The organism is Chryseobacterium defluvii (assembly GCF_003634775.1).
Lineage (GTDB): Bacteria > Bacteroidota > Bacteroidia > Flavobacteriales > Weeksellaceae > Chryseobacterium > Chryseobacterium defluvii.
The window spans coordinates 388,654-411,259 of sequence record NZ_RBXB01000001.1 but is presented as its reverse complement, the minus strand read 5'-3'; the positions used below and the strand labels follow the sequence as shown (position 1 = coordinate 411,259).

Genomic DNA, 22,606 nt, shown 5'->3' with positions numbered 1-22,606 from the left:
AGGCATTTTATGAGATTGAGATGTATTGTTGATCTTTACAGAGCTCTTGGCGGTGGTTGGAAGTAGTAAATTAAAATTATATTGTTGAATGCGGTCTTTCGGGATCGCATTTTTTTTGCTTATGCCGTACTTGTTACCTTGTCATTCTGAATGTAACGCAGTGAAACGAAGAATCTATAAATATTCAATGAGACCCTTCCTTCGTCAGAATGACAATTCAACCATTAAAAATATGAGAGCAGTTAAGTTTCATTAAGAAAAAATCAAGTAGATTTTTTAAGCCTTAAGGTGAAGTTCAGCGTAATATTCTTAATAGCTTAGCCCGAACTTAATGGTTATTTTTTTAAACGCAAAGTTTTTAAATACGAAATGTTTTATTTTAAGGGGCAAAGATGAGCGACAAAGTCGCTGATGAAGAGGGCTTTTTAGAATCAATTTCATTGATTCTCTCTTTGCTTTCTTACCTATAGGCGTTATAATAATTTTTCTTTGCGTTAAAAAAGAATTAGGCTTAGTTTTGAAATTGTGTAGAAATCCATTCAATCAGATTATCAAAATCTTGTTGAGAATACCCCAACTGTAGATAATGAATATCATCGGCTTTTCTATACCAGGTCAGTTGACGTTTTGCATATCTCCGGCTGTTTTTCTTAATCTCAGAAACCGCAAAATCCAGATCCCATTCCCCGTCAAAATATTTGAATAATTCAGAGTAGCCAACCGTATTCAAAGCAGTTAATTCTTTGAATTCCTCCAAACCTCTTGCCTCTTCCAGTAAACCTTTCTCCATCATCATATCCACTCTCCTGTTGATTCTATCGTATAGTTCTTCACGGGGAGCTTCAATCCCGATCCTGATCACATTAAAATCTCTGGAATCCTGTGAAACAGCGATTTGTTCAGAATATTTCGTATCGGTTTGCCAGATCACATCAATCGCCCTTAAAAGCCTTCTGTGATTATGAATATCCACCACAGCATAATATTCCGGATCCAGAATTTTCAATATCTCCTGAAGTTTTTCAATTCCGTCGGAATCCAATATATCCTGTAATTTTTCCTGATTTTCAGCATTGGCTTCAGGCAGGTCATTCAACCCTTCCAGTACGGCTTTTTCATACATCATACTTCCTCCGACAAGGATCACCGTATCATGTTTTTCAAATAATTCATTGAGCTTTTTCAGGGCATCTTCTTCATATTGCCCGATAGAATAATAATCCTGAACAGAAAGATTTCCGATAAAATGATGAGGAGCCTCCGCCAATTCTTCCTCAGACGGAGAGGCTGTCCCGATTTTCATTTCTTTAAAAAACTGCCGGGAATCACAGGAAATAATTTCCGTATTGAAATGTTTTGCCAGATCAATCGCGAGTCTCGTTTTGCCAATTCCGGTGGGACCTACTACAGAAATCAAGTTTTTCATAGGGAATCGTAAATCTTATCAATGTTTGTCTTTTCAAAATCATTGCGATTTCACAGTGCTAATTTAAATGTTTATCTTTGTACTACAATAAAAAACTATGATTTTATCAATGACCGGCTTCGGCAGAGCTGAAGATGTTTTCGAAGGTAAAAAAATCTGTATCGATATTAAATCACTGAACAGTAAAAGCTTTGATTTAAATATCAAAATGCCTTTACGCTATAAGGAGAAAGAATTTGAAATCAGAAAAATTCTTAACGACAGGATTATCCGTGGAAAAGTGGATTGCTACATCAATCTGGAGAATCTTGAAGAAAGCAACGATGTGAAGATTAATAAAAACCTTATTGATTCTTATATGAATGAGCTTCGCAGCATTGCTTCAGACGGACCTGATTTTGAATACCTTAAAATGGCAGTAAGGCTTCCGGATGCCGTGACTTCAAGACCTGATGAACTTTGTGAAGGGGAATGGGAAAAACTGGCCAGTATTGTCAATAATGCATTGGACAGATTCGAAGAATTTAGAAAGACAGAAGGTAAAATCCTGCATGAAGAGCTGGAAAGAAATATTCAGAACATCGATAGATATTTATCTGAAGTCCTTCCTTTCGAAGAAGTGAGAATTCAAAGTGTAAAAGAGCGTTATCAAAAAGCATTGAAAGAATTTGAAAATGTGGATGAAACGCGTTTCTATCAGGAAATGGCTTATTTTACAGAAAAGCTGGACATCTCCGAAGAGAAAGTAAGATTGACCCAACATTTGAAATATTATAAAGATGTTATGGATAATGAAGATTTCAATGGGAAAAAATTAGGTTTTATTTCCCAGGAAATCGGAAGAGAGATCAATACGTTAGGCTCAAAAGCCAATCATGCCGAAATCCAGAAGCTGGTGGTAATGATGAAAGATGACCTGGAAAAAATTAAAGAACAAACGTTAAACGTTTTGTAAGTTATAAGTTATTAATGATGAGCTATAAGTTTCTTGCTGCAAGTTTCAATAACTCATCATTCATAACTCATCATTTATAACTAAGAAAAATGAATAAAGTTATCATATTTTCAGCACCATCAGGAAGCGGAAAAACGACATTGGTAAAACACGCCCTGGAAACATTCCCGGAACTTGAATTTTCTATTTCGTGTACTACAAGACAGCCAAGAGGCAGTGAAGTTCATGCAGTAGACTATCATTTTTTAACACCGGATGAATTCAGGCAAAAAATTGCAGAAGACGCTTTTGTGGAATATGAAGAAGTATACACGGATAAATATTACGGAACATTAAAATCTGAAGTTGAAAAGATCTGGAAACAGGAAAAAGTAGTGATTTTTGATGTAGACGTAAAAGGCGGAATCTCCCTAAAAAAATACTTCAGGGAAAAAGCATTGTCTATTTTCATTGAACCTCCTTCCATTGAAGAGTTGGAACGAAGATTGATTACCAGAAATACGGATGATGCGGAAACCATAAAAACCCGTGTAGCAAAAGCGGAAGAAGAAATGTCTTATGCTACTGAGTTTGATAAGATCGTAGTAAATATTGATCTGGATGATGCTAAAAAAGAAATAGAAAATTTAATAAAAAATTTTATCAGTAGCCATTAAAAAATTTCTACTTTTAAAAACAAAAAACATTGAGGTGATATGAGTACCGAAACATTAGAAAAAGCTAAATCCGCTATTCCGGTTAGGGGATTTTTAGATATAAAAGATATTGCCATTCCACAAGGAGAAGAATTGGTAAAAGCCATTCTTGATCTTAAAAAAGAGAAAAACGCTGTTATTCTTGCCCACTACTATCAACCGGGAGAAATTCAGGACATCGCTGATTTTCTGGGCGACTCTTTACAATTGGCAAGACAGGCGAAAGAAACCAATGCAGACATGATTGTATTCTGCGGGGTACACTTTATGGCTGAAGCCGCGAAAATTTTAAATCCGACTAAAAAAGTAGTTCTTCCCGACACAATGGCCGGATGTTCTTTGGCAGACGGATGTAGCGGAGAAGGATTAAGAAAAATGCGTGAGCAGCATCCTAATGCTTTAATAGCAACTTACATCAACTGTAACGCTGAAACGAAAGCAGAAAGTGATATTATCGTAACCAGCTCCAATGCGGAAACCGTGATTGAAGCGTTACCAAAAGACAGGCCGATCATCTTCGCTCCTGATAAAAATCTAGGCAGATACCTTTCACAGAAAACGGGCCGTGATATGATCCTTTGGGACGGAAGCTGCATCGTTCATGAGGCATTTTCTATGGAGAGAATTGCCAAACAGCTGGCTGACAATCCGGATGCAAAACTGATTGCTCATCCTGAAAGTGAAGAGGCGGTTTTAAAACTGGCTCACTTCATCGGTTCTACTTCTGCTCTTTTAAATTTTGTGGAAAAAGATGATTGCCAAAAGTTCATCATTGCCACTGAGGAAGGAATTCTTCATGAAATGAAAAAACGTGCTCCGCATAAAGAGCTTATTCCGGCATTGGTTTTTGACGAAAGCTGCAACTGCTCCGAATGTTTTTATATGAAACGGAATACCATGGAAAAACTGTACCTGTGCATGAAGTACGAGCTGCCGGAAATCCTTATCGACGAAGAGCTTCGTTTAAAAGCTCTGAAGCCGATTGAAGCCATGCTTGATCTTTCAAAATCCATAAAATAATTTTTCACCATATATTGAATATTTGATTATCTTTAACCATCATCAAAATATTCAACATGAAAAATCTAAAAAAGCTAGACAGAAAAAGTCTTAAAAATGTAAATGGCGGAAGCGGAATATGCAATTTAAACTGCGAAATCCATGAAACTTGCGGAAGAGGCTGTAATAGCGAACTTATCTGTGTTCCAAGAGGCGAGTATATTCCTGAAAATTGCTAAAAAAGCAAAAGCACTGTTCTCACAGTGCTTTTTTGTTGATCAGATCAAATTATTGAGGAAAGCAATCAGCACTTACCAATACACATGCTTTGCAATTGTTCGGAAGATTCCAATACGTTTCGCATGAATACATATACTCAGGACCTGGCCCATATGTAGCATGAGTAGGACAGCCTCCACATGTAAGGGCCCCTTTTAATGTGCTCAATTCTTTCCTGTTAAGTTTTTTCAGATTTTTCATATTAATTTTTTTATTGTTTGGTTTTTAAATATATTACTTTTGTCACATATAATCAGAATCATGAGTAAAATCTTTCTTGAAGATGTAAAAATATATGCACATCACGGTGTTCTTCCCGAAGAAAACATTATTGGCACTTATTATATCGTGAATGCAGAACTCCATACAGATTTATGGAAAGCATCAGCATCTGATGATCTTCACGATACGATAAGCTATGCAGACATTAATGAAATCATCCATACAGAAATGAAGATCAAATCCAAGCTTCTGGAACATGTGGCAGGCAGGATTATTTCGAAAATCCATGGAAATTTCCCTCAGATTGATTATATAAAGATCAGGATAACCAAAACCAGTCCTCCCATGCAGGGAGAAATGAAAGGGGCCAGCATAGAACTGGAAAAAAGTTTTAAACCGGAAAATTAAAATATTCTTATTTTCGTTTCACTAAAACATCAAGAATTGAAATTCATCAAAATAGTATTTCTGCTGGCTTTTATAACTGTATTCGGACAGAATAGCAGTAATCAATTAGTCGTTTATAATTTTCCGAAGATCAAATCCAGCATTACCATGCCGGTTACCATTCCGCTCTCGGGAATCAGCAATATGATCAACTCTTCCGTAAAAGATCTTATTTACCAGGATGATTCTTATACGGATAATAATAACGACCAGTTTAAAGTTAAAGTCTGGAAAACCCGTCCTATCCGTTTGGTAGGAGGAACCAATCAAAATCTTTTAATTGAAGTTCCTTTAAAGATATGGGCAGAGAAAGGGATCGGAACTTTGGGTGTATATTCTTATCAAAATACCACTTTTGAAACGGTCATGTATTTTAATACTGCTCTGAATTTTAAAAACAATTGGACCATTGTGACCAATACACAACCAATGGGCTTTAAATGGGTTACCAAACCTGTTCTTGATTTTGGAAAAATTGAAATTCCCATCACTTCTCTGGTTGAAAAAAGCTTAAAAGAACAGCAGGAAAAATTCTGTAAAACCATTGACCAGCAAATGGCAACTCAACTAAACTTCCAACAGTATGCCGTTATGGCGTGGAATGTTTTCTCGCAACCATTCAATATTTCGGAAGAATACAATACATGGCTGAAAGTAACCCCAGTGAATGTGAACATTACCCCACTGAAATTTTATGGCAATCAGATTGACACCAATATTGGGATTGATATATATTCTGAAACCTTTACCGGAAGTAAACCGGAATCATCCCAACCGATAAAATCCGCTGCCAATTTTAATTTTATTCCTCTTCTTGCGGATAAGTTCCTGCTCCAAACTACTGCGAATGTTCCTTTTACAGAAGCAACCAGCATTGCAAGAAATATGTTTTTAAACAAGGAATATGATGTCCGGGGTTCTAAGGTAAAAATTACGGATATCAAAGTATATGGTGTTGAAAACAGAGTCATGATCGAAGCAGAAACGGAAGGATACGTAAAAGGCAAATCTTTTATTTCTGGAATTCCGGTGTATGATGAGACTAAAAAGAAAATTGTATTATCTAATACTAAATTCAACCTGAAAACAGCTAACATTTTACAAAAAACAGCAACTCTTCTATTCAGAGGGAAAATCATTAAAATGATTGAGGATGAATACGGAATTCCTACCCAGGAATTAGAGCACGCTTCCAAAAAAAGCATTGAAGAAGCATTCAATAAAGAATATTACAAAGGATTGAAAATGAATGGAAAAGTCTTCAATCTGAAACCTACGAATATTCTTTTAAACCCATCAGGAATTACGGCTGTTATTGATACGAATGCCACTTTAAAACTAATGATCAACGGAATTTAGAAAACATAAAACATGAGAAGATATTTACAGATTGTCGACAGACATAAGGCATCATCTTGGCTAAGACTTGCTAATTATTTTTTAGATAGAATTTTTATACAGATAATTTTCTATTCAGTTATTTTTCTATTTGGAATATTGTATGTTTTGATTGTGGGAGAAGAAATCGATTCGGAAAGAATTGAGAATGATATTGCTATTAATCTCTCTTTTGCATTAGTGTATTTATTATTTGCTTTCTCATACTATTATTTAACAGAGCGGTATTACGGAAGAACCATTGCAAAATTCATCACCGGAACAAAAGTAATAAGCATAGATGGAAACGAACCCACATCTAAACAAATCATTGCCCGAACATTTTCAAGGGCTGTTCCTTTCAATGCCCTATCTTTTTTAGGTGAAACTGGATGGCACGACAGCTGGAGTGAAACAAGAGTGATTAACCTTAAAAATTATGAGTCTGAAAAACAGGCAAAAGCAGATATAAACAGTCTTGGCGAGAAAGAAATTGCATAAAAAACTTTGATTGATTCATAAAAATATTTATATTTGCACACTTCAAAACTGGTACTTTGGCCGAGCGGCTAGGCAGTGGTCTGCAACACCATCTACAGCGGTTCGAATCCGCTAGGTACCTCATTAAAAGCCTTTGATTTATATCAGAGGCTTTTATTTTTACTTTATATTTTCCCATACTTAATAAACTACTACTATTATACTTATTTCTCTCATCTCTTAAGCGTATAAATAGTTCCAAGATCCGGCACAGGCAGCTATTTTAAATGTAACGCAAAAAAAATCCCCGGATTGCTCCAGGGAAAAAACTAATAACCATGAAAACTCATATAATGAGTTACGTTGTTAGTAATAAAAATTATGCCAAGTATTCCAATATCTGAAAATTGTTGAAAAAAAAATACAAGTTTCTTATAATAAAAGCTTCCTCTTTCAAGAGGAAGCTTTAAGCATAGATAGTATAAAGATGAAAAAAAGTATTTAACTCGCCGATAAAGTTACCACTTCACGTCCAAATGAATTATGATCCCAATCATAATTCAAAATCCTTTGAAATATCAACAGTTAATAAAAAAAGAAACCTCCCATTTTCATGGGAGGAAAAACACAAATGATGAAAAAAAATTATTTCGAATGTCTTTCGACAGCCCAAATTTAAAAAATATTCAGCGTTTAATCAAGAGAAAAATCAAAATAATCATAAAAATTTTCAAACCAAATAATTCTGAAAAAATATAAAGTGTTATGTTTATTTTTTTTATAAAATAAATTATTTATTAAAAGAAAATAATTAAAGAAATAAAATAAGATTAAAGCTAAAAAATAAATATAAAATCCACATCTTTTCTTATAAAAAACAGAAAACTCCTCTAAAGAGAGGAGCTAAAAAAGTATATGGGGTCTAAAAAAGTGTTACCTATTGTTATTCATATTATTATGATTCGCACTATCCGGAACCGTAGATAAAGTATCCGCAGGAGCTGTTGATACAACCGTATCAGAAATGGTATCATTAGACATCGTTACAGAATCGGTAGCGTTAATGTTATCCTGTGTTTCCGTTTTCTTACAACTTAAAATAAAAAGAGCTATTCCTAGTAATAACAAAAAATTTTTCATATATCAATATTTAGAAGTTATGTTAATGTGATGTGTAATAAATATATTCAAATATATACAGTAATCATCTTAGATTATATGCGTAGAATCATAAAGCATATGATAATACATAAAATGGCCTCCGAAAAGGAGGCCGTAAAAACACAAATGATGAAAAATTCTACTCAAAAGTAATTCTGAACAGAATATTGTAATAGTTAAATAACTATATTATGTATAATGAATTGCAAAAACTTTGCCTAATTATTCTTCCCAGGCAATCGGAACATATATAGTTACATATCCGTCAGCATCAACCTGAGCATCAGAAACCGTGGCTACTACTGAACCGTAGCCAACCCAACCTCCTTGTCCCTGGTTTGCAGTGAAAGTATAGGTCCCTTCAGGAAGGCCATCATAAAATTGCGGAAGAGACTGAAAACCTCCGCTTCCACTGCCATAAGAGTCATACGTTTCTCCAGTGACCACATTGGTAGCCACAAAACCGCCTAAATCATAACTTCCGGAAAGTGTTTTAACTCCATTCTGGGAAACCAGCCCATAACGGATTTGATATGTTTCTGTTTGAGAAGCCACTTTAGAAGCTGTTGAATGGGAAGCTGTTGGAGAATCCATCACTAAATCATCATTGGAAGTACACGCTGTAACAGTAATCCCGAAGCCTGCAATAAGCAAAGCTTTAAAAATTGTTTTTTTCATAAAAATGTAATTTGGTAATTCAAATTTAACTTATTTAATATTAACACAATAAAAATTTAGTATTAATTAAAATAACTTTTAATTATTTCCTTCACGTTTTATCAGGTATTAATGGTAAATACAATAAACTTTAAGATTTTTTTTAACTTTTTAACATTACTTAACTTAAACTTGGCTTCATAATTGAGAATTAGATAATAGCCAGCAGGCTCTTAAGTATAAAAATTTGAATTATGAAAAATATAGTATTAACAGGTTTATTGTCAGTATTTTTAATGACAGCTTGTAAAAAAGATGACCGAACAGCTGAAAAATCTCTTGAACAACAGAAATTAGAATTTCAGGCAAGACAGCTTGAAATTGAAAAGCAAAAGTTAGCTATAGAAAAAGAGAAAATTGTATACGAAGCACAGAAAAAAGCAGATAGCATTGCTGAAAGCAAAAAAGCTAAGGCGGTGGCAGAAAATAATTCAAGACCACAAGTGATCAGAGAAACAAGAACAGTATACAGAGATAGAGAAACAAGCTCCGGATCCGGTTCAGGTAACGGTACCTATGCCAATAACGGTACCAGCTCATCACAGGGTACCACCCAGAAACAAGGGATGAGTAAAGCAGCTAAAGGTACCATCATTGGTACAGTAGGTGGCGCAGCAGCAGGGGCAATTATTAGCAAGAAAAACAGAGGTCTTGGAGCCGTTATCGGTGGTGTTGTAGGAGGTGCAACCGGTTATACAATCGGTAGATCACAGGATAGGAAAGACGGAAGAGTTCAGCCTCAGTAAACAATATTATAAAGAAAGACAAAAGATTGCTTATTTTTAAGCAATCTTTTTTTATGGTCTTCATTCTATTCTCTTTAATACTCCTCCTTCCTGCACTCATGGGATTGGGGAAAATTGCCGAAAACCTTTCAGGTTCTTTATGGCACGGAATTTCGGGTAAGATAATTTCAGGGATTTTAGCATGCACTATCATCTGGACCGTTCTTGCATTTTTCATCCCTTTAAATATATATGTAGAAACCCTCACCTTATTATCGGGCATTTTCTGTTTCTTCAAATATAGATTATATCATGAATGGTATTATTTTTTCAATAAAAATAGTCTTTTAACAGCTGTCATTTCTTTGATCATTCTGTTTTGCAGCTCTTTCTATCCCTATATTTTGGATCATTTCGGGTATTATGTTCCAACGATAAAATGGCTTACAGAATATGGAATCATAAAAGGTATTTCCAATCTGGACCTTACATTGGGGCAGGTCTCCTTCTGGCATATTTTTCAGGCCGGTTTTTCTAATTTCTCAGACCCTTTTCTTAGAATCAATGCCATTCTATTGATCGTTTACACCATATATATTATGGAAAAACAGCAGTGGATACACCTTTGTTTCATTCCTGTTCTTTTATTATTTACCCAATCACCAAGTCCCGATTTACCGGTGATGATCTTTTCACTGATTATTGTAAATGAAATAATCTCGGGAAATAAAAAAACCAGTCTTATTTTTGCATTTTCAGCATTTGTTTTTGCTATCAAACCAACCATGATATGGCTTCCTGTCCTAAGCTTTCTCTATACAATTATCATAGCCAAAACCAGCATAAAAAGCTTTATTCCGGGAACCGTGATTATCCTGCTGTTCTGCATTAAAAATATTTGGACATTCGGGTACCCTGTTTTTCCGGTTGCTATAATGGATGTCGGAGTAAGCTGGAAACCTAACCCTGAAGTTATAAGAATATCTTCCCAATATGCCATTTTAAAAACTTATGACATGCAGTATTCATATCAGGAAATTCAGAAATTTTCCCGGGTGGATTATATTAAAAACTGGCTTTTCCTGCATGGAATTAAATCTAAAATCAATATTCTTTTTATCATAAGCTTATTATTGTTTATTATTTTCACTTTTCTAAAAAAGAAAACCGTGATCTCCCTGATCTGTATTTCAATCCTGATGAAAAGTATATTGGTCTTAATCTTTTCAGCACAATACCGGTTTTTTATTGATGTATTGTTGGTCATCTTTTTTGTCGTTTTCTTTGAGTTTTTCAATAAAAAAAGATCACTTCTGCTGTTTACTTGCATGAGCCTTTTTTTTATTGGATTTTTATCTTTCCCGGAAATCATCCGACAGAATGTTCCCAGCTTCAGATTAGGCAGCTTTATGGGAAAATTTAAAAAAGAACAGCTTTATCAACCGTCTTCTTACCAATATCAACCATTTGATTGTTATAAAGTGGGAAATCTGAAATTTAACGTTTCCAGAAATTATCCTTTTAATTTTGACACTCCTCTTCCCGCGATTTCTTCAAGCTATATTTTTGATGATGCCAAAGCAGGAATCTTTCCTCAGCTTATTGATGAAAAAAATATGAAAAAAGGATTTATCTGGCAAAAAATGAACCTGCAGGAAAAAAAGCAGGCGGAAAACGTCATTCATAATATCAAAAACGCTTATCAATAGAACAAATACAAACGCTTTATTATCTGAAGAAAAAACGGTAATTTTGTATCATGTTCAATACTTTAGGTAATCTTCTCAGTCTTACAACATTTGGAGAAAGTCACGGTGCTGCTTACGGCGGCATCATCAATAATTTCCCGGCAGGTTTAACCCTGGATTTCGATAAAATTCAATACGAATTAGACCGTAGAAAACCCGGACAATCAGCTATTGTCACCCAAAGAAAAGAAGGTGACAAAGTGCAATTCCTTTCCGGCATTTTTGAAGGCAAAACAACAGGTACTCCTATTGGTTTTATTATAGAAAATGAAAATCAGAAATCAAAAGATTATGACCATATCGCGAAATCTTATCGCCCAAGTCATGCAGATTTCACCTACGATCAGAAATTTGGGATCAGGGATTACCGTGGTGGTGGAAAATCTTCTGCCAGAGAAACCATGAACTGGGTAGTTGCCGGAGCTATGGCCAAGCAGCTTTTATCAGATATTGAAATTAATGCGTATGTCTCTTCCGTGGGCGATATTTTCTGTGAGAAACCTTATCAGGATCTGGATTTCTCAAAAACAGAAAGCAATGAAGTTCGCTGTCCCGATGCGGAAACGGCAGAAAAAATGATCTCCAGAATCAAAGAGATAAAAAAGGAAGGAAATACGATTGGTGGAACCATTACGTGCGTCATTAAAAATGTACCTGTAGGTATAGGTGAGCCCATTTTTTCCAAATTACAGGCTGAACTGGCCAAAGCTATGCTTAATATCAATGCTTGCAAAGGCTTTGAATACGGAAGCGGTTTTTGCGGTGCAAAAATGACGGGAAAAGAACACAATGATGTTTTCAATACCGATTTCACGACAAAGTCGAACCTTTCCGGTGGTATCCAGGGCGGAATTTCCAATGGAATGGATATTTACTTCAGAGTGGCCTTTAAACCCGTAGCGACTATTTTAAGACCGCAGGAAAGTGTAGACAAAGAAGGTAATCCTGTGATTGTGGAAGGAAAAGGAAGACATGACCCATGTGTATTGCCAAGAGCCGTTCCTGTAGTGGAAAGCCTTGCCGCTTTTGTACTTGCAGATCTTTTCCTGATTAATAAAACGAGAAATATCAATAACTTTTAATATCACATTGTAGTAATGAAAAATTACTGGGATACAGCAATCACTTTTGAAGAATACATCCGGATTGCAAAGCAAAGACTTGAAAACCCTTCCAATCAACAGGAGGCAGATTATAAACAATATTATGAATTAGGTCTTCAAAGAATCGACAGGACTTTAAAAAAGTATGTGGCTGATGAAGAACAGATCAATTTATTGAATGCTAAAAACTTTGACGGAAAAATTTTAATCATCTCAGAAGCATGGTGTGGTGATGCAAGCGCTACCGTTCCTGCGTTGGTAAAGTTTTTTGAAGGACACAACGAAGTGAGAATTTTTCTTAGGGACAGCGATACCAGCCTTATCGATCAGTTTTTGACGGACGGAACCCAATCTATCCCAAAAGTTCTTATTTTAGATAGTGATTTTAATGTAAAAAACTCCTGGGGTCCACGTCCTAAGTTTGGTAAAGAATTATTAATGAAATTCAAAGCCGACCCTGAAGCGTATCCGAGAGAACAATTTTATAATGACCTCCAGATTTATTATGCAAAAAACAGAGGTAAAGATGCCATTCAGGAAATTGTAGAATTATTATGAAAAAAAATATAGTTTATATCGTATTGATCGTTGTTATTGGTATTATCGCATTTGTACCGGGAGTAAAAGATTTTCTGAAGGATCAGTTTTTTCCGATCGCCACTATTGAAAATGCCGTTACCGTAAGTGAAGAAGATTATAATATAGACCTTCAGGGAATTAATGTTCCAAGCACCAACCTGAAAAATTTCAAGGATAAACCTGTTTTTCTGAACTTTTGGGGAACATGGTGTCCCCCATGCAGAAAAGAATGGCCAAGTATTCAAAAGCTCTATGATAGCAGAAAAGGAAATGTAGATTTTGTTCTGATCGCCATGAATGATGAAGAGGCGGCCGTGAGAAAATTTTTACAGGAAAATAATTATACTGTTCCGGTATATATTGCACAAAGCCCTATTTCGGAGAAACTACTACCTAAAGTGTTTCCTACCACTTTCCTTTTGGATAAAACCGGCAGAATCCTGATTAAGGAGGACGCTTACAGAGACTGGAATACAGAATCCACTCATCAGTTTATTGATAATATCATCAAATAATTTTTTTAACTAAATTTTATAACTGATTTGGTATAAAATTTGAGAATTTTGTAGAGTTAGAAAATTTATTAAAACTAAACACAAAATGAAGTATTCAAAACTGAATCTGGCTAAAGAGGCGATTAACCATAAAGGTTTCGTTAAAAAGATCCCTGATATTTTCAGAATGGTAAAATTATGGAGAAAAGGACTTTATCCTATGAAATCCGTAGATATTATTCTCCCGCTATTAGGACTTTTATATGTCATCTCCCCTATCGACCTGCTTCCTGATTTTGCCCTGCCTGTATTGGGTGTAATGGATGATCTGGCCATTTTATCCCTTGCCATTCCCAAATTGATAAGAGAAGTGGATAAATTCTTACTTTGGGAAGCTGAAAAAAAATATAAAGACGGAGATACTAAAGTAATCGACGCTGAAATTGTAGAATAATTTACAGATAATATTCTTCAAGCCATTCCATTAATCGGGATGGCTTTTTTTAGAAATTGATGATAAATTTTTAAGCCTTATTTCAAATCATTAAATTTGCAACATCTAATAAAAAATAATGGAAAGTAAAAAAGAATTCTTTTTAGAGTGCTACAAACTGGGAATCATTAAATTCGGAAGATTTACCTTGAAAAGCGGCATCGAAAGCCCGTTTTATGTAGACTTAAGACCTTTGGCTTCAGACCCTAAAATTTTAAAAAACCTTGCTAATTATCTATTGGAAATGCTTCCACTCGATAATTTCGACTTAATCTGCGGAGTTCCTTACGCTGCACTTCCAATGGCAACAGCAATGTCTCTGGAAAGCTATATTCCGTTGATCATTAAAAGAAAAGAGGCAAAAAGCTACGGAACTAAAAAGATGATTGAAGGAATTTACCAGAAAGGCCAAAACTGTCTTTTGGTAGAAGACGTTATTACTTCCGGAAAATCTTTAGTGGAAACCATCGCTGAAGTTGAACAGGAGGACATTAAAGTTTCTGATATTGTTGTGGTGCTTGACAGGGAGCAGGGCGGAAAACAGCTTTTAGAAAGCAAAGGCTACAGAGTTCATACTCTTTTCAATATTTCCGAAGTATGCGGTATTCTTCAGGAGAATGGCGAATTAACGGATGAAGAGGTAAAAAGAATACAAGAATTCCTTCAGGGAAATCATATTCAGTTTGAAGAAAAAACAAGATGTTCCTATGAACAAAAACTGAAAAATGCCCAACATTCGGTTTCCAAAAAATTATTGGAAGTTGCCTTGGCAAAACAATCCAACCTTATTGCCTCTGCAGATGTTACCACTACCCATGAATTATTAGAGCTGGCTGAAAAAGTCGGCCCCCACATTATTGCCTTAAAAACTCATATTGATATCATTTCCGATTTTGAATACGAAAAAACAATCGTTCCGTTGAAAGCATTGGCTGCAAAACACCAGTTTTTACTGATGGAGGACAGAAAGTTCGCCGACATTGGTAATACACAGGAGCTTCAGTTCACCAGTGGCGTTTTCAGAATTACTGATTGGGCAGACTTCGTTACTTCTCAGGTAATCGGGGGTTTCGAATCTTTGGATTGCTTTAACAATGTAGGTGTCGTAGCAATCATCGGTATGTCTTCAAAAGGCACTTTGACCACTAATGAATATCGTGAAGAAGCTCTTAAAATAGCTTTATCCCATCCCAATGTAATTGGTGGAGTATCTCAAAATCAGCTTCCGGATGAAATTTTATTATTTACTCCGGGAGTAAACCTCGCTGATTCTGGTGACGGGAAAGGACAACAGTATAATACTCCGGAACATGTTTTCAAAAATCTTCATACAGATTTCATTATCGTAGGAAGAGGAATTTATAAGGCTTCTAATGCCGAAGAAGCGGCTATCATTTATAAAAATGAAGGCTGGAAAGCATATGTTAATTCTTTGGAAAAAAAAGCAATTCAGGGGTAAAATCTTATAGAGTATAGTCAAAATAAGTTTATATTTGAACTTTATCACAAAAGTTTGAAAAAGGTTATTAGTATTTGTCTTATTTTGTTTGTTGGTGTTGCTGAAGTTGCAGCACAAAGTGACAGTATCTACATTGAAGCAAAATTGTCTCCGGACAAAAAAACATTATCTGTAAATCAGGAGCTTGTTTATTATAACCATTCGGAGAAGGATCTGCAAACGATAAAACTTTTAAGCTGGGTTTCCGCTTATAAGAAAAGAGGTACTTCTTTGGTGTACCGCAAGCTTGAAGACAGAAATAATGATCTGCATTTTGCAAAACCGGATCAGATCGGAAATCTTTTGTCTTTAAGCATCCGGAATGGGGACCATGAGCTTTTACCTGCTAACAAAATTTCTGAAGAAAACCTTTTTATTCCTTTAGCCAGTCCTTTAAAGCCTGGAGAAAGTGTACAATTACAACTACAATATCAGCTTCAGCTTCCGGATCGTAAATTTACCGATTACGGAACGTCTGATCAAAATGTAGCCTTAAAATATTTCTTTATTGTTCCGGATCATTTTGATCCGGACAATATTTCCAAAAGAAATTATCACGATATTGAAGAGTCTGTCAATTTCAACACCTATTGGACGATCAATTTTGATCTTCCTGTTAATTACTTCATTGAAAGTAATCTTCCCCAAGTACAGATGAACTCTTTTAAAGGATATTTAGATTCTGACCCGGAATTTATGATCTCCCAATACGAGTATCCGTCTATAAAAATTAAAACGGAAGAAATAGATACTGAAATAAAATTCGGATATAATTTAAAGCCTGAGGAAAAACAAAACTTAGAATTTTATCTTCCATTACATTTGAAATTCCTTCAGGAAAAAATTGGCTCTATTCCTCAAAAGATTTTTATTTCTGATAAGTTCAAAGGAAAAGAAGATTTTTTCGGGAATAATGATATCAAATTCTGGAAATTCAAATTCCAATTGTTTACAGATGCAGAAAAGACAGACCAGGATTATTTCGGAATTATTACAAAAAAAATTCTGGATGAAAAGATTATTGCCGATAAACAAAATGACCATTGGTTTAAAAACGGGTTAAAATCTTACCTGGAAATCCAATATCTGAAAAAGTTTTATAATGAAGCAATGCTGCTTGGTAAACTCCCTGAAGCTAAAATTTTCGGGATCAAACCTTTAAAGCTTTTTCATGCCTCCGAGGTAAAACTATTAGATCGTTACGGATTGGCGTACCAATATATCATGTCACAGAATCTCGACCAGAAGATTGACGAAAAATTTGCTGCTTTAAGCAATTTTAATGACATGGCCATCAGCAGTTTTGAAACAGGAACGCTGTTCAATTATACTGCCGATAAAATGGGCACTGAACACTTTGAGCTGATTTTAAAGCAATACATTGATAAAAATACACATCAGCAGACTAAACCAAGAGATTTCCTTCAGGAACTGACGCTAAAAGATCATTCTGCCGGTTATCTTTCAGGATTTCTTAACCAAAAAAACAGGGTTAATTTTAAATTACGGAAATTTAGAAAAGAGGGAGATTCTCTCAATGTTAAAATATTTAAAAATACCAACGAGGCTATTCCTGTAAAATTAGAATCCCAGTCTAAAAATGAACAGAAACAAAGTTATTGGGTAGAAACCAAGGAAGCTGAAAAAAGAATGACTGTTTCCATCCCTGCTTTGGACACTTATAAAATCACCCTTAACGACGATTATATTTTCCCGGAATCCAATTACCGTGATAATTTTTTATATGCTAAAGGATTTTTTTCCAATATGAAGAAAATCAAAATAAAACTTATAAAAGATATTCCCAATCCGGAATTCAATGAAATTTACTTAAATCCAAGAGTACGTTTTAACAATACCTATGATAAATTTTTGTTTGGAATAAATTTCAAAAACCAATCGTTTTTTGATCAGAAATTCTTGTACTCCATCACCCCGATGTATAGTTCCGGAACAGGAAAACTTACAGGTTCCGGTACGGTTTCCTACTCATTCTTACCGGCTGAAAGCATCATCAGAAGCCTGACCTTTGGAGTTAATGGTTCCTATTTCCATTATGATTATGACCTCGCTTATAGAAAAGCATCTGTTTTTTCTAACATCAATTTCAGAAAAAACCCTAGAAGTACAGTAAGCAGAGGAATCGCAGTTTCCTACAATTTTCTTGAAAGGGATTTAAGCCCTGCCATGATCGCAAGAAAGGATTATGACAAGTATAACCTTTGGAGCATAGGATATGGGTATACGGACAACCAGATGATTCACGAAAAAAGCCTGAGTGTAAGTACGCAATGGATGGAAGACTTCAATAAGGTGACCGCAGAAGGGTATTACCGATGGGAATTTGCACCGAAACAGAAATTAAGCTTAAGATTATTTGCTGGATATTTTATCAGAAATGAAACCAGAAACAACACTTTTAATTATGGTATTTCCAGGGTTTCAAATTATGCTTTTTCTTACAATCTTTTAGGTGAAAGTGCTACCGGGGGAATTTTATCCCAACAATATATTCTGGCTGACGGAGGTTTTAAATCTTTTATTCCCGGAACCGTTAATCAATGGATCACTTCTTTTAATGTGGATTCCAGTGTATGGAAAATATTCCATGTCTATGCTGATGTTGGAATCTATAAAAATAAAAATGCACCTACTCAGTTTATCTGGGATAGTGGAATAAAAGTAAGGGTAATCCCGGATTTTCTTGAGGTATACTTCCCCATTCAGTCTTCTTTAGGCTTTGAGCCTTCTTTTAAAGATTATGCAAAACGAATACGATATACTTTAGTATTAAACTTGGGAGCCGTTATCAATGCCGCCAGAAGAGGCTGGTATTAAAAATAAAAAAAGCCCCGGGCATTCTTCGAATGCCCGGGGTCTATATTTAAATCTTAACGATTAATTAGTCTTTTAAAATTTTCTGAGAAACCGGCTGGTTATTTACTGTACCGGTAACGATATAGTTTCCTCTTGTTAATTCAGCAACGTTTAAGATAACAGAATCTTTTGCAGAAGTTTTTACAACTTGTCCCAGCATGTTATAAACTTTAACATCCTTTACCTGAGAACCGAAAACGATCTCATCGTCTGTAACAAAAGAATTTTTAATAAAGCTTTCTTTTACGTTTTTGATATCGGAAACTGCTAGAGAACCTGAGGTAGAATTCTGAGGAGTTGGTGCACCGGCAACAAAATCAGTAGAATTATTATTGGTATCACCAGCAATTCTGGCAACAGAAGTTGTATTTGATGGCGCTGGTGCAGCCCCTGCACCTTCATAATAGCTTGCAGTCGCTCCAAAACCAATAAAATCAATTACATTAGCACTATTCGCTGCCGTTGGAGCTGTGATGCTTGAAGTTAATGCCACTTTTCCTGCTGTTCCAGATAAATTAATACTACCTGTAGTATCAGGTGTAGGTAAATCGGCTCCATTTGTACCTCCCGCTTCTTGAATTAAATAAGTTTGTCCTGGAGCTAAAGTGATATTTGGAATTGAATGTGTATTTGTTCCTCCATTAAAAGTTCCAGTAGCTGATGCATATTGTATATAGGCTCCGGTCAAAGTAGCAGATGAGCTTCCTACATTTTTCAGCTCAATAAAATCATTTTTATATGGTGCCCCGGAATTACCTCCTCCTCCGTATACTTCATTAATTACAATTTGCGCACTTGCAAATGTAGATATCGAAATAACGCTTAAAATAGTAAATACTTTTTTCATAATCTATTTTTTTTTATATTATTAATTTACAAAACAAAATTACGTCTATTTTTCAATTCAAAACAATAATCGGGTTAATTTTTTGTTAATAATCCTAAAACCATTACTATTAACAATTTTTAGTTATTTTTACCAATTATTTATAGAGGGCTTGCGAAATTATCTTCTAATATTCGTGTTTCTTTTCATGGGCATATTTTCGGGTAATGCGCAAATATTCACGTGGAAAAATCCAAACCTTCCTACAGATAAAGATACAATAAAAAATGATACTCTTTTCACTTTTAAGAGAGATAGTATATTTTCTATCAGAAAAGATAGCATTATAGCGGCCAAACTTGAGCAGGACATTTTTGCCAAAGACACCCTTGATTTTGTAAAAACAAACAACAAAATCATTGTTGATGAAGCCGTTCTGGCCAAAAATGATAAAAAAAGGTTTTTAGGAGAGCTTAATTCAAAAGGTTCTATTATCCGTGGGATTACTTTTGGTAATAATCAGGGGCAATCTGTGCAGAGTTCCATGGACCTTCAGATTTCCGGAAGGCTGTCTAAAGATGTAACAATTCTCGCAAGCATATCGGACCACAATTTACCTATCCAGGCTGATGGATATACACAGACTTTGGAAGAGTTTGATAAGATCTATATGCAGCTTAATATTAAGGATAGATCTATTCTCAGGGCCGGACATCTGGATTTGGTGGAAGCTAAAAATTATTTTGCAAAATATCAGAGACGAAGTATGGGATTGGAATTCCAGACAGAATTCGGAAAAGACAATAAAACGTTTGTTGATGTTTCCATGGGTGTTGCACGAAGTGAATTCCACAGAATCCGTTTTCAAGGGGTGGAAGGAAACCAGGGACCTTATCGTCTTACCGGTAAAAACGGTGAACAATTCATTACTCTTATTTCAGGATCCGAACAGGTTTTCATAGATGGTATTTTGATGAAGCGTGGAGAAAACCAGGATTATGTTATCAACTATAATACAGGTGAAGTTACTTTTACCAGCTTCCGCCCTATTTTCCAGCAGAACTTCATCACGATTTCCTATAACTATACCAATAGGAATTATTCAAGATATTTGTTTACCGGAAAAGTTGAGCACAAGAGAGAAAAGCTAAGATTAGGATTGAATTGGTTTATGGAGAATGATAATAAAAATGCTCCGTTATCTCTTAACCTTTCCCAGGAAGATGAACAGATTCTTGCCAATGCCGGAAACGATCCTAATTTAATGTATGCACCATCAGGGGTTGTCACAGATTATGATGTGAACAAAATCCTGTACCGTTTGGTTCAGGACCCGAATGGAAATTATTATGAATTCTCCACAGATCCTAATGAAGTTCTTTATCAGGTCTCCTATACGTATTTTGGAGCTAATCTGGGCGATTATAAAATTACTCAAACCACAAACAATGGCCGTGTATTTGAATATGTGGGACCCAATATGGGAGATTACAGAGCTGTAAGAAAACTTCCTTCGCCTCAAAAATCCCAGGTGTATTCACTGAATTCAGAATTCCTCTTGAAAGAAGGGAAAATCGGAGCGGATTTCTCTCTGAGCAATTATGACATTAATTTATTTTCTTCCAGAGATTCTCAACAGAATATAGGATATGCAGGACGCATCTTTGGAAATAAAACTTTCACAAAAAATAACTGGAAAGGTACACCAAGCTTTGAATATCAATATATCGACAGGCAATTCCATATTTTAGACCGTATTAATGATGTGGAGTTTTCCAGAGATTTCAACTTGGCACAGGAGTTTAGCGGTAAAACTCAAAACAGGTTTATTTTCAGTTTTTTAAATAAATGGAACAATAAGTCAACCTTGAATTACCGTATCAATTACCTTGATGAGCGTGACTCCTATAAAGGGATTAAAAATGACCTTGATTTTGGCTGGATTAGTGGAAAATTCTTCACCAAAGGAAATCTTTCTTATCTGAATACGAATGCAACACTTCAGGACACCAAATTTATACGAGGAGGAGCTTCCACTGAATATGTCGGCAAAAAAGGAAGCTGGGCCATTGGTGGAAGCATGGAGCATAATGAAAAAAAGTATAATGATACTCAGTTGATGGATGTTACGAGTTTTAGCTGGAAAGAAATTTTTGTACAGAAAAAAATCGGAGACAGTACCAGAACAAAGTTATTGACAAAAATTTATATGCGGGACAACGACTCCGTTCGTGATAACAGATTGCAAAGTATGAACAATATTTTAGGGATTATGGCGGAAAGCCAGATTATTAAAACTGAAAAAACCACCCTGAATGCTTTGGTTCATTACAGAAAATTCTTTTATCAGAATGCAGATGCCGATATGACCAGAAATAATGATTTTGTAGTGGGAAACATTCTTTATAACCAGCAGCTTTTCCGAAACGGTATGCGGTTACAGGCATTTTATGAACTTGGAAACGGACAGGAAGCTCAAAGAGAATTCCAGTATGTGAAGGTGACGGACGGACAAGGGATTTATAAATGGACAGATTACAACGGGGACGGAATTCAACAGCTAGATGAGTTTGAGATCGCTGAATATTCGGATCTGGCACAATATATAAGAATTTACACCAATTCCGTAAGATATCTTCCTTCCAATAAAAATAAGCTCCAGCTCGCCTTATTTGTTAATCCGTCAATCATTTTCAATTCTGAAAATGCCTTTTTAAAACGATGGAATTTTAATATTTCCTTAAACTCACAAAATTCATTCTATAAAAAAGATAAGGTTTTGGTACTTAATCCTTTTGAAAAAAATGAAGACCAAATTCTTAAAAATCAAAATATTTTAACCTCCGTTCAGTTCAGTCCTACCGAAAAATCAGGATGGAATGGAAATTATCGTTTTATTTCGAATGATAATCTCATCAATGCTAATTTCAGTAATGAAGAAAGAGAACAGACTTCCCATTTCCTTAATATCGGATATTGGTTCAATAAAGAATTCAGGATAGACTGGGAAAATTCCGTACATGATATTCGGAACTCATCTCAATTGTTCAAAACGCGGGATTATCGTTTGAGTAATTTTGAAACCAAGCCTAAGGCTACCTATAAATTCACTGATGCCATCCAGGCTGAGCTTTCTTCAGCCTTCCGCCAAAAACAAAGAACAGACGGTGAAGAATTCCTTAAAGCATTTGATATTACAGGCACCATTCAGTGGGAACGTAAGAAAACGTCCATCCGGGGAAATTTCTCATTCATCAACAATGATTTCACCGGAAACAACTTTAGTATTGTCGGAAACCAGATGCTTGATGGATTAAAACCCGGGAAAAACCAGGTTTGGAGCGTGTTTATACAGCAAGCCATTAATTCTTTCTTACAATTGAATTTAAACTATGAAGGAAGAAATTCCGGTGACAGAACCATCCACATTGGAAGCATGCAGGTAAAAGCCAGTTTCTAGTTAATAGCTTAAAAATAATCCCTCAATTTCATAATATTTACTCAT

The 22,606-nt window shown here is 35.3% G+C and carries 21 protein-coding genes and 1 tRNA gene; 17 read left to right on the top strand and 5 right to left on the bottom strand.

Going from position 1 to position 22,606, the window contains the following annotated elements; genetic code table 11:
* Positions 1-511: 511 nt before the first annotated feature.
* Positions 512-1,426 carry a tRNA (adenosine(37)-N6)-dimethylallyltransferase MiaA gene (gene miaA, locus BCF58_RS01950; RefSeq protein WP_121460115.1) on the bottom strand — a complete coding sequence of 305 codons (915 nt, stop codon included), beginning with the start codon at positions 1,424-1,426 and terminating at the stop codon, positions 512-514.
* 109 nt (positions 1,427-1,535) lie between these two features.
* On the opposite strand from miaA, the gene BCF58_RS01945 reads away from it, so the two are divergent.
* From BCF58_RS01945 to BCF58_RS17325, 4 genes are all read left to right on the top strand, one after another.
* Positions 1,536-2,381 carry a YicC family protein gene (locus tag BCF58_RS01945; protein ID WP_262696983.1) on the top strand — a complete coding sequence of 282 codons (846 nt, stop codon included), beginning with the start codon at positions 1,536-1,538 and terminating at the stop codon, positions 2,379-2,381.
* A gap of 89 nt (positions 2,382-2,470) precedes the next feature.
* Positions 2,471-3,037, top strand: a complete 567-nt coding sequence (gene gmk / locus BCF58_RS01940; RefSeq protein ID WP_121460113.1) for a guanylate kinase — start codon at positions 2,471-2,473, stop codon at positions 3,035-3,037.
* Between the two features lie 39 nt (positions 3,038-3,076).
* Positions 3,077-4,096: a quinolinate synthase NadA gene (nadA, locus tag BCF58_RS01935; protein WP_121460112.1), complete on the top strand. Its 1,020-nt coding sequence runs from the start codon at positions 3,077-3,079 to the stop codon at positions 4,094-4,096.
* A 56-nt stretch (positions 4,097-4,152) separates the two neighbouring features.
* Positions 4,153-4,314, top strand: a complete 162-nt coding sequence (locus BCF58_RS17325) for a bacteriocin-like protein (protein WP_170148961.1) — start codon at positions 4,153-4,155, stop codon at positions 4,312-4,314.
* A gap of 49 nt (positions 4,315-4,363) precedes the next feature.
* On the opposite strand, the gene BCF58_RS17260 is transcribed toward BCF58_RS17325, so the two are convergent.
* Complete coding sequence (locus BCF58_RS17260; protein ID WP_147462007.1) at positions 4,364-4,555, bottom strand: bacteriocin-like protein; 192 nt, start codon at positions 4,553-4,555, stop codon at positions 4,364-4,366.
* 60 nt (positions 4,556-4,615) lie between these two features.
* Here BCF58_RS17260 and folB point away from each other — a divergent pair, with 60 nt between their 5' ends.
* From folB to BCF58_RS01910, 4 genes are all read left to right on the top strand, one after another.
* The gene (gene folB / locus BCF58_RS01925; protein ID WP_185144817.1) at positions 4,616-4,984 is read left to right on the top strand and encodes a dihydroneopterin aldolase; all 369 of its coding nucleotides are present in this window, start codon (positions 4,616-4,618) and stop codon (positions 4,982-4,984) included.
* 36 nt (positions 4,985-5,020) lie between these two features.
* Positions 5,021-6,382: a DUF4403 family protein gene (locus BCF58_RS01920; protein ID WP_121460110.1), complete on the top strand. Its 1,362-nt coding sequence runs from the start codon at positions 5,021-5,023 to the stop codon at positions 6,380-6,382.
* 12 nt (positions 6,383-6,394) lie between these two features.
* Positions 6,395-6,901: an RDD family protein gene (locus tag BCF58_RS01915; RefSeq protein WP_121460109.1), complete on the top strand. Its 507-nt coding sequence runs from the start codon at positions 6,395-6,397 to the stop codon at positions 6,899-6,901.
* 50 nt (positions 6,902-6,951) lie between these two features.
* Positions 6,952-7,022 (top strand) — tRNA-Cys (locus BCF58_RS01910).
* Positions 7,023-7,813: 791 nt separating this feature from the next.
* On the opposite strand, the gene BCF58_RS01900 is transcribed toward BCF58_RS01910, so the two are convergent.
* Entirely contained in the window at positions 7,814-8,020 is a 207-nt protein-coding gene (locus BCF58_RS01900) for a hypothetical protein (protein WP_121460107.1), read from the bottom strand.
* A 243-nt stretch (positions 8,021-8,263) separates the two neighbouring features.
* Entirely contained in the window at positions 8,264-8,719 is a 456-nt protein-coding gene (locus BCF58_RS01895) for a hypothetical protein (RefSeq protein ID WP_121460106.1), read from the bottom strand.
* A gap of 233 nt (positions 8,720-8,952) precedes the next feature.
* Here BCF58_RS01895 and BCF58_RS01890 point away from each other — a divergent pair, with 233 nt between their 5' ends.
* The 8 genes from BCF58_RS01890 (at position 8,953) to BCF58_RS01855 (ending at position 18,236) form a co-directional block, all read left to right on the top strand.
* Positions 8,953-9,504 carry a YMGG-like glycine zipper-containing protein gene (locus tag BCF58_RS01890; protein ID WP_121460105.1) on the top strand — a complete coding sequence of 184 codons (552 nt, stop codon included), beginning with the start codon at positions 8,953-8,955 and terminating at the stop codon, positions 9,502-9,504.
* Between the two features lie 53 nt (positions 9,505-9,557).
* Positions 9,558-11,192: an LIC_10190 family membrane protein gene (locus BCF58_RS01885; protein ID WP_121460104.1), complete on the top strand. Its 1,635-nt coding sequence runs from the start codon at positions 9,558-9,560 to the stop codon at positions 11,190-11,192.
* A 50-nt stretch (positions 11,193-11,242) separates the two neighbouring features.
* On the top strand, positions 11,243-12,313 hold the full coding sequence (gene aroC, locus BCF58_RS01880) for a chorismate synthase (RefSeq protein WP_121460103.1): 1,071 nt from the start codon (positions 11,243-11,245) through the stop codon (positions 12,311-12,313).
* A 15-nt stretch (positions 12,314-12,328) separates the two neighbouring features.
* Positions 12,329-12,892, top strand: a complete 564-nt coding sequence (locus BCF58_RS01875; RefSeq protein ID WP_121460102.1) for a thioredoxin family protein — start codon at positions 12,329-12,331, stop codon at positions 12,890-12,892.
* On the top strand, positions 12,889-13,428 hold the full coding sequence (locus tag BCF58_RS01870; protein ID WP_121460101.1) for a TlpA family protein disulfide reductase: 540 nt from the start codon (positions 12,889-12,891) through the stop codon (positions 13,426-13,428). The genes BCF58_RS01875 and BCF58_RS01870 overlap by 4 nt, the downstream gene beginning before the upstream one ends.
* A gap of 85 nt (positions 13,429-13,513) precedes the next feature.
* The gene (locus BCF58_RS01865) at positions 13,514-13,861 is read left to right on the top strand and encodes a YkvA family protein (RefSeq protein ID WP_121460100.1); all 348 of its coding nucleotides are present in this window, start codon (positions 13,514-13,516) and stop codon (positions 13,859-13,861) included.
* A 118-nt stretch (positions 13,862-13,979) separates the two neighbouring features.
* The gene (pyrF, locus tag BCF58_RS01860; RefSeq protein WP_121460099.1) at positions 13,980-15,359 is read left to right on the top strand and encodes an orotidine-5'-phosphate decarboxylase; all 1,380 of its coding nucleotides are present in this window, start codon (positions 13,980-13,982) and stop codon (positions 15,357-15,359) included.
* Between the two features lie 54 nt (positions 15,360-15,413).
* Positions 15,414-18,236, top strand: a complete 2,823-nt coding sequence (locus tag BCF58_RS01855; RefSeq protein ID WP_228434707.1) for a gluzincin family metallopeptidase — start codon at positions 15,414-15,416, stop codon at positions 18,234-18,236.
* Positions 18,237-18,300: 64 nt separating this feature from the next.
* Here BCF58_RS01855 and BCF58_RS01850 read toward each other — a convergent pair whose 3' ends face one another.
* Positions 18,301-19,122, bottom strand: coding sequence for a T9SS type A sorting domain-containing protein (locus tag BCF58_RS01850; protein ID WP_121460097.1), 822 nt, complete (start codon positions 19,120-19,122; stop codon positions 18,301-18,303).
* 187 nt (positions 19,123-19,309) lie between these two features.
* Between BCF58_RS01850 and BCF58_RS01845 the strand changes: the two genes are divergently transcribed.
* Positions 19,310-22,561, top strand: a complete 3,252-nt coding sequence (locus BCF58_RS01845; RefSeq protein WP_228434706.1) for a hypothetical protein — start codon at positions 19,310-19,312, stop codon at positions 22,559-22,561.
* Positions 22,562-22,606: the final 45 nt, after the last annotated feature.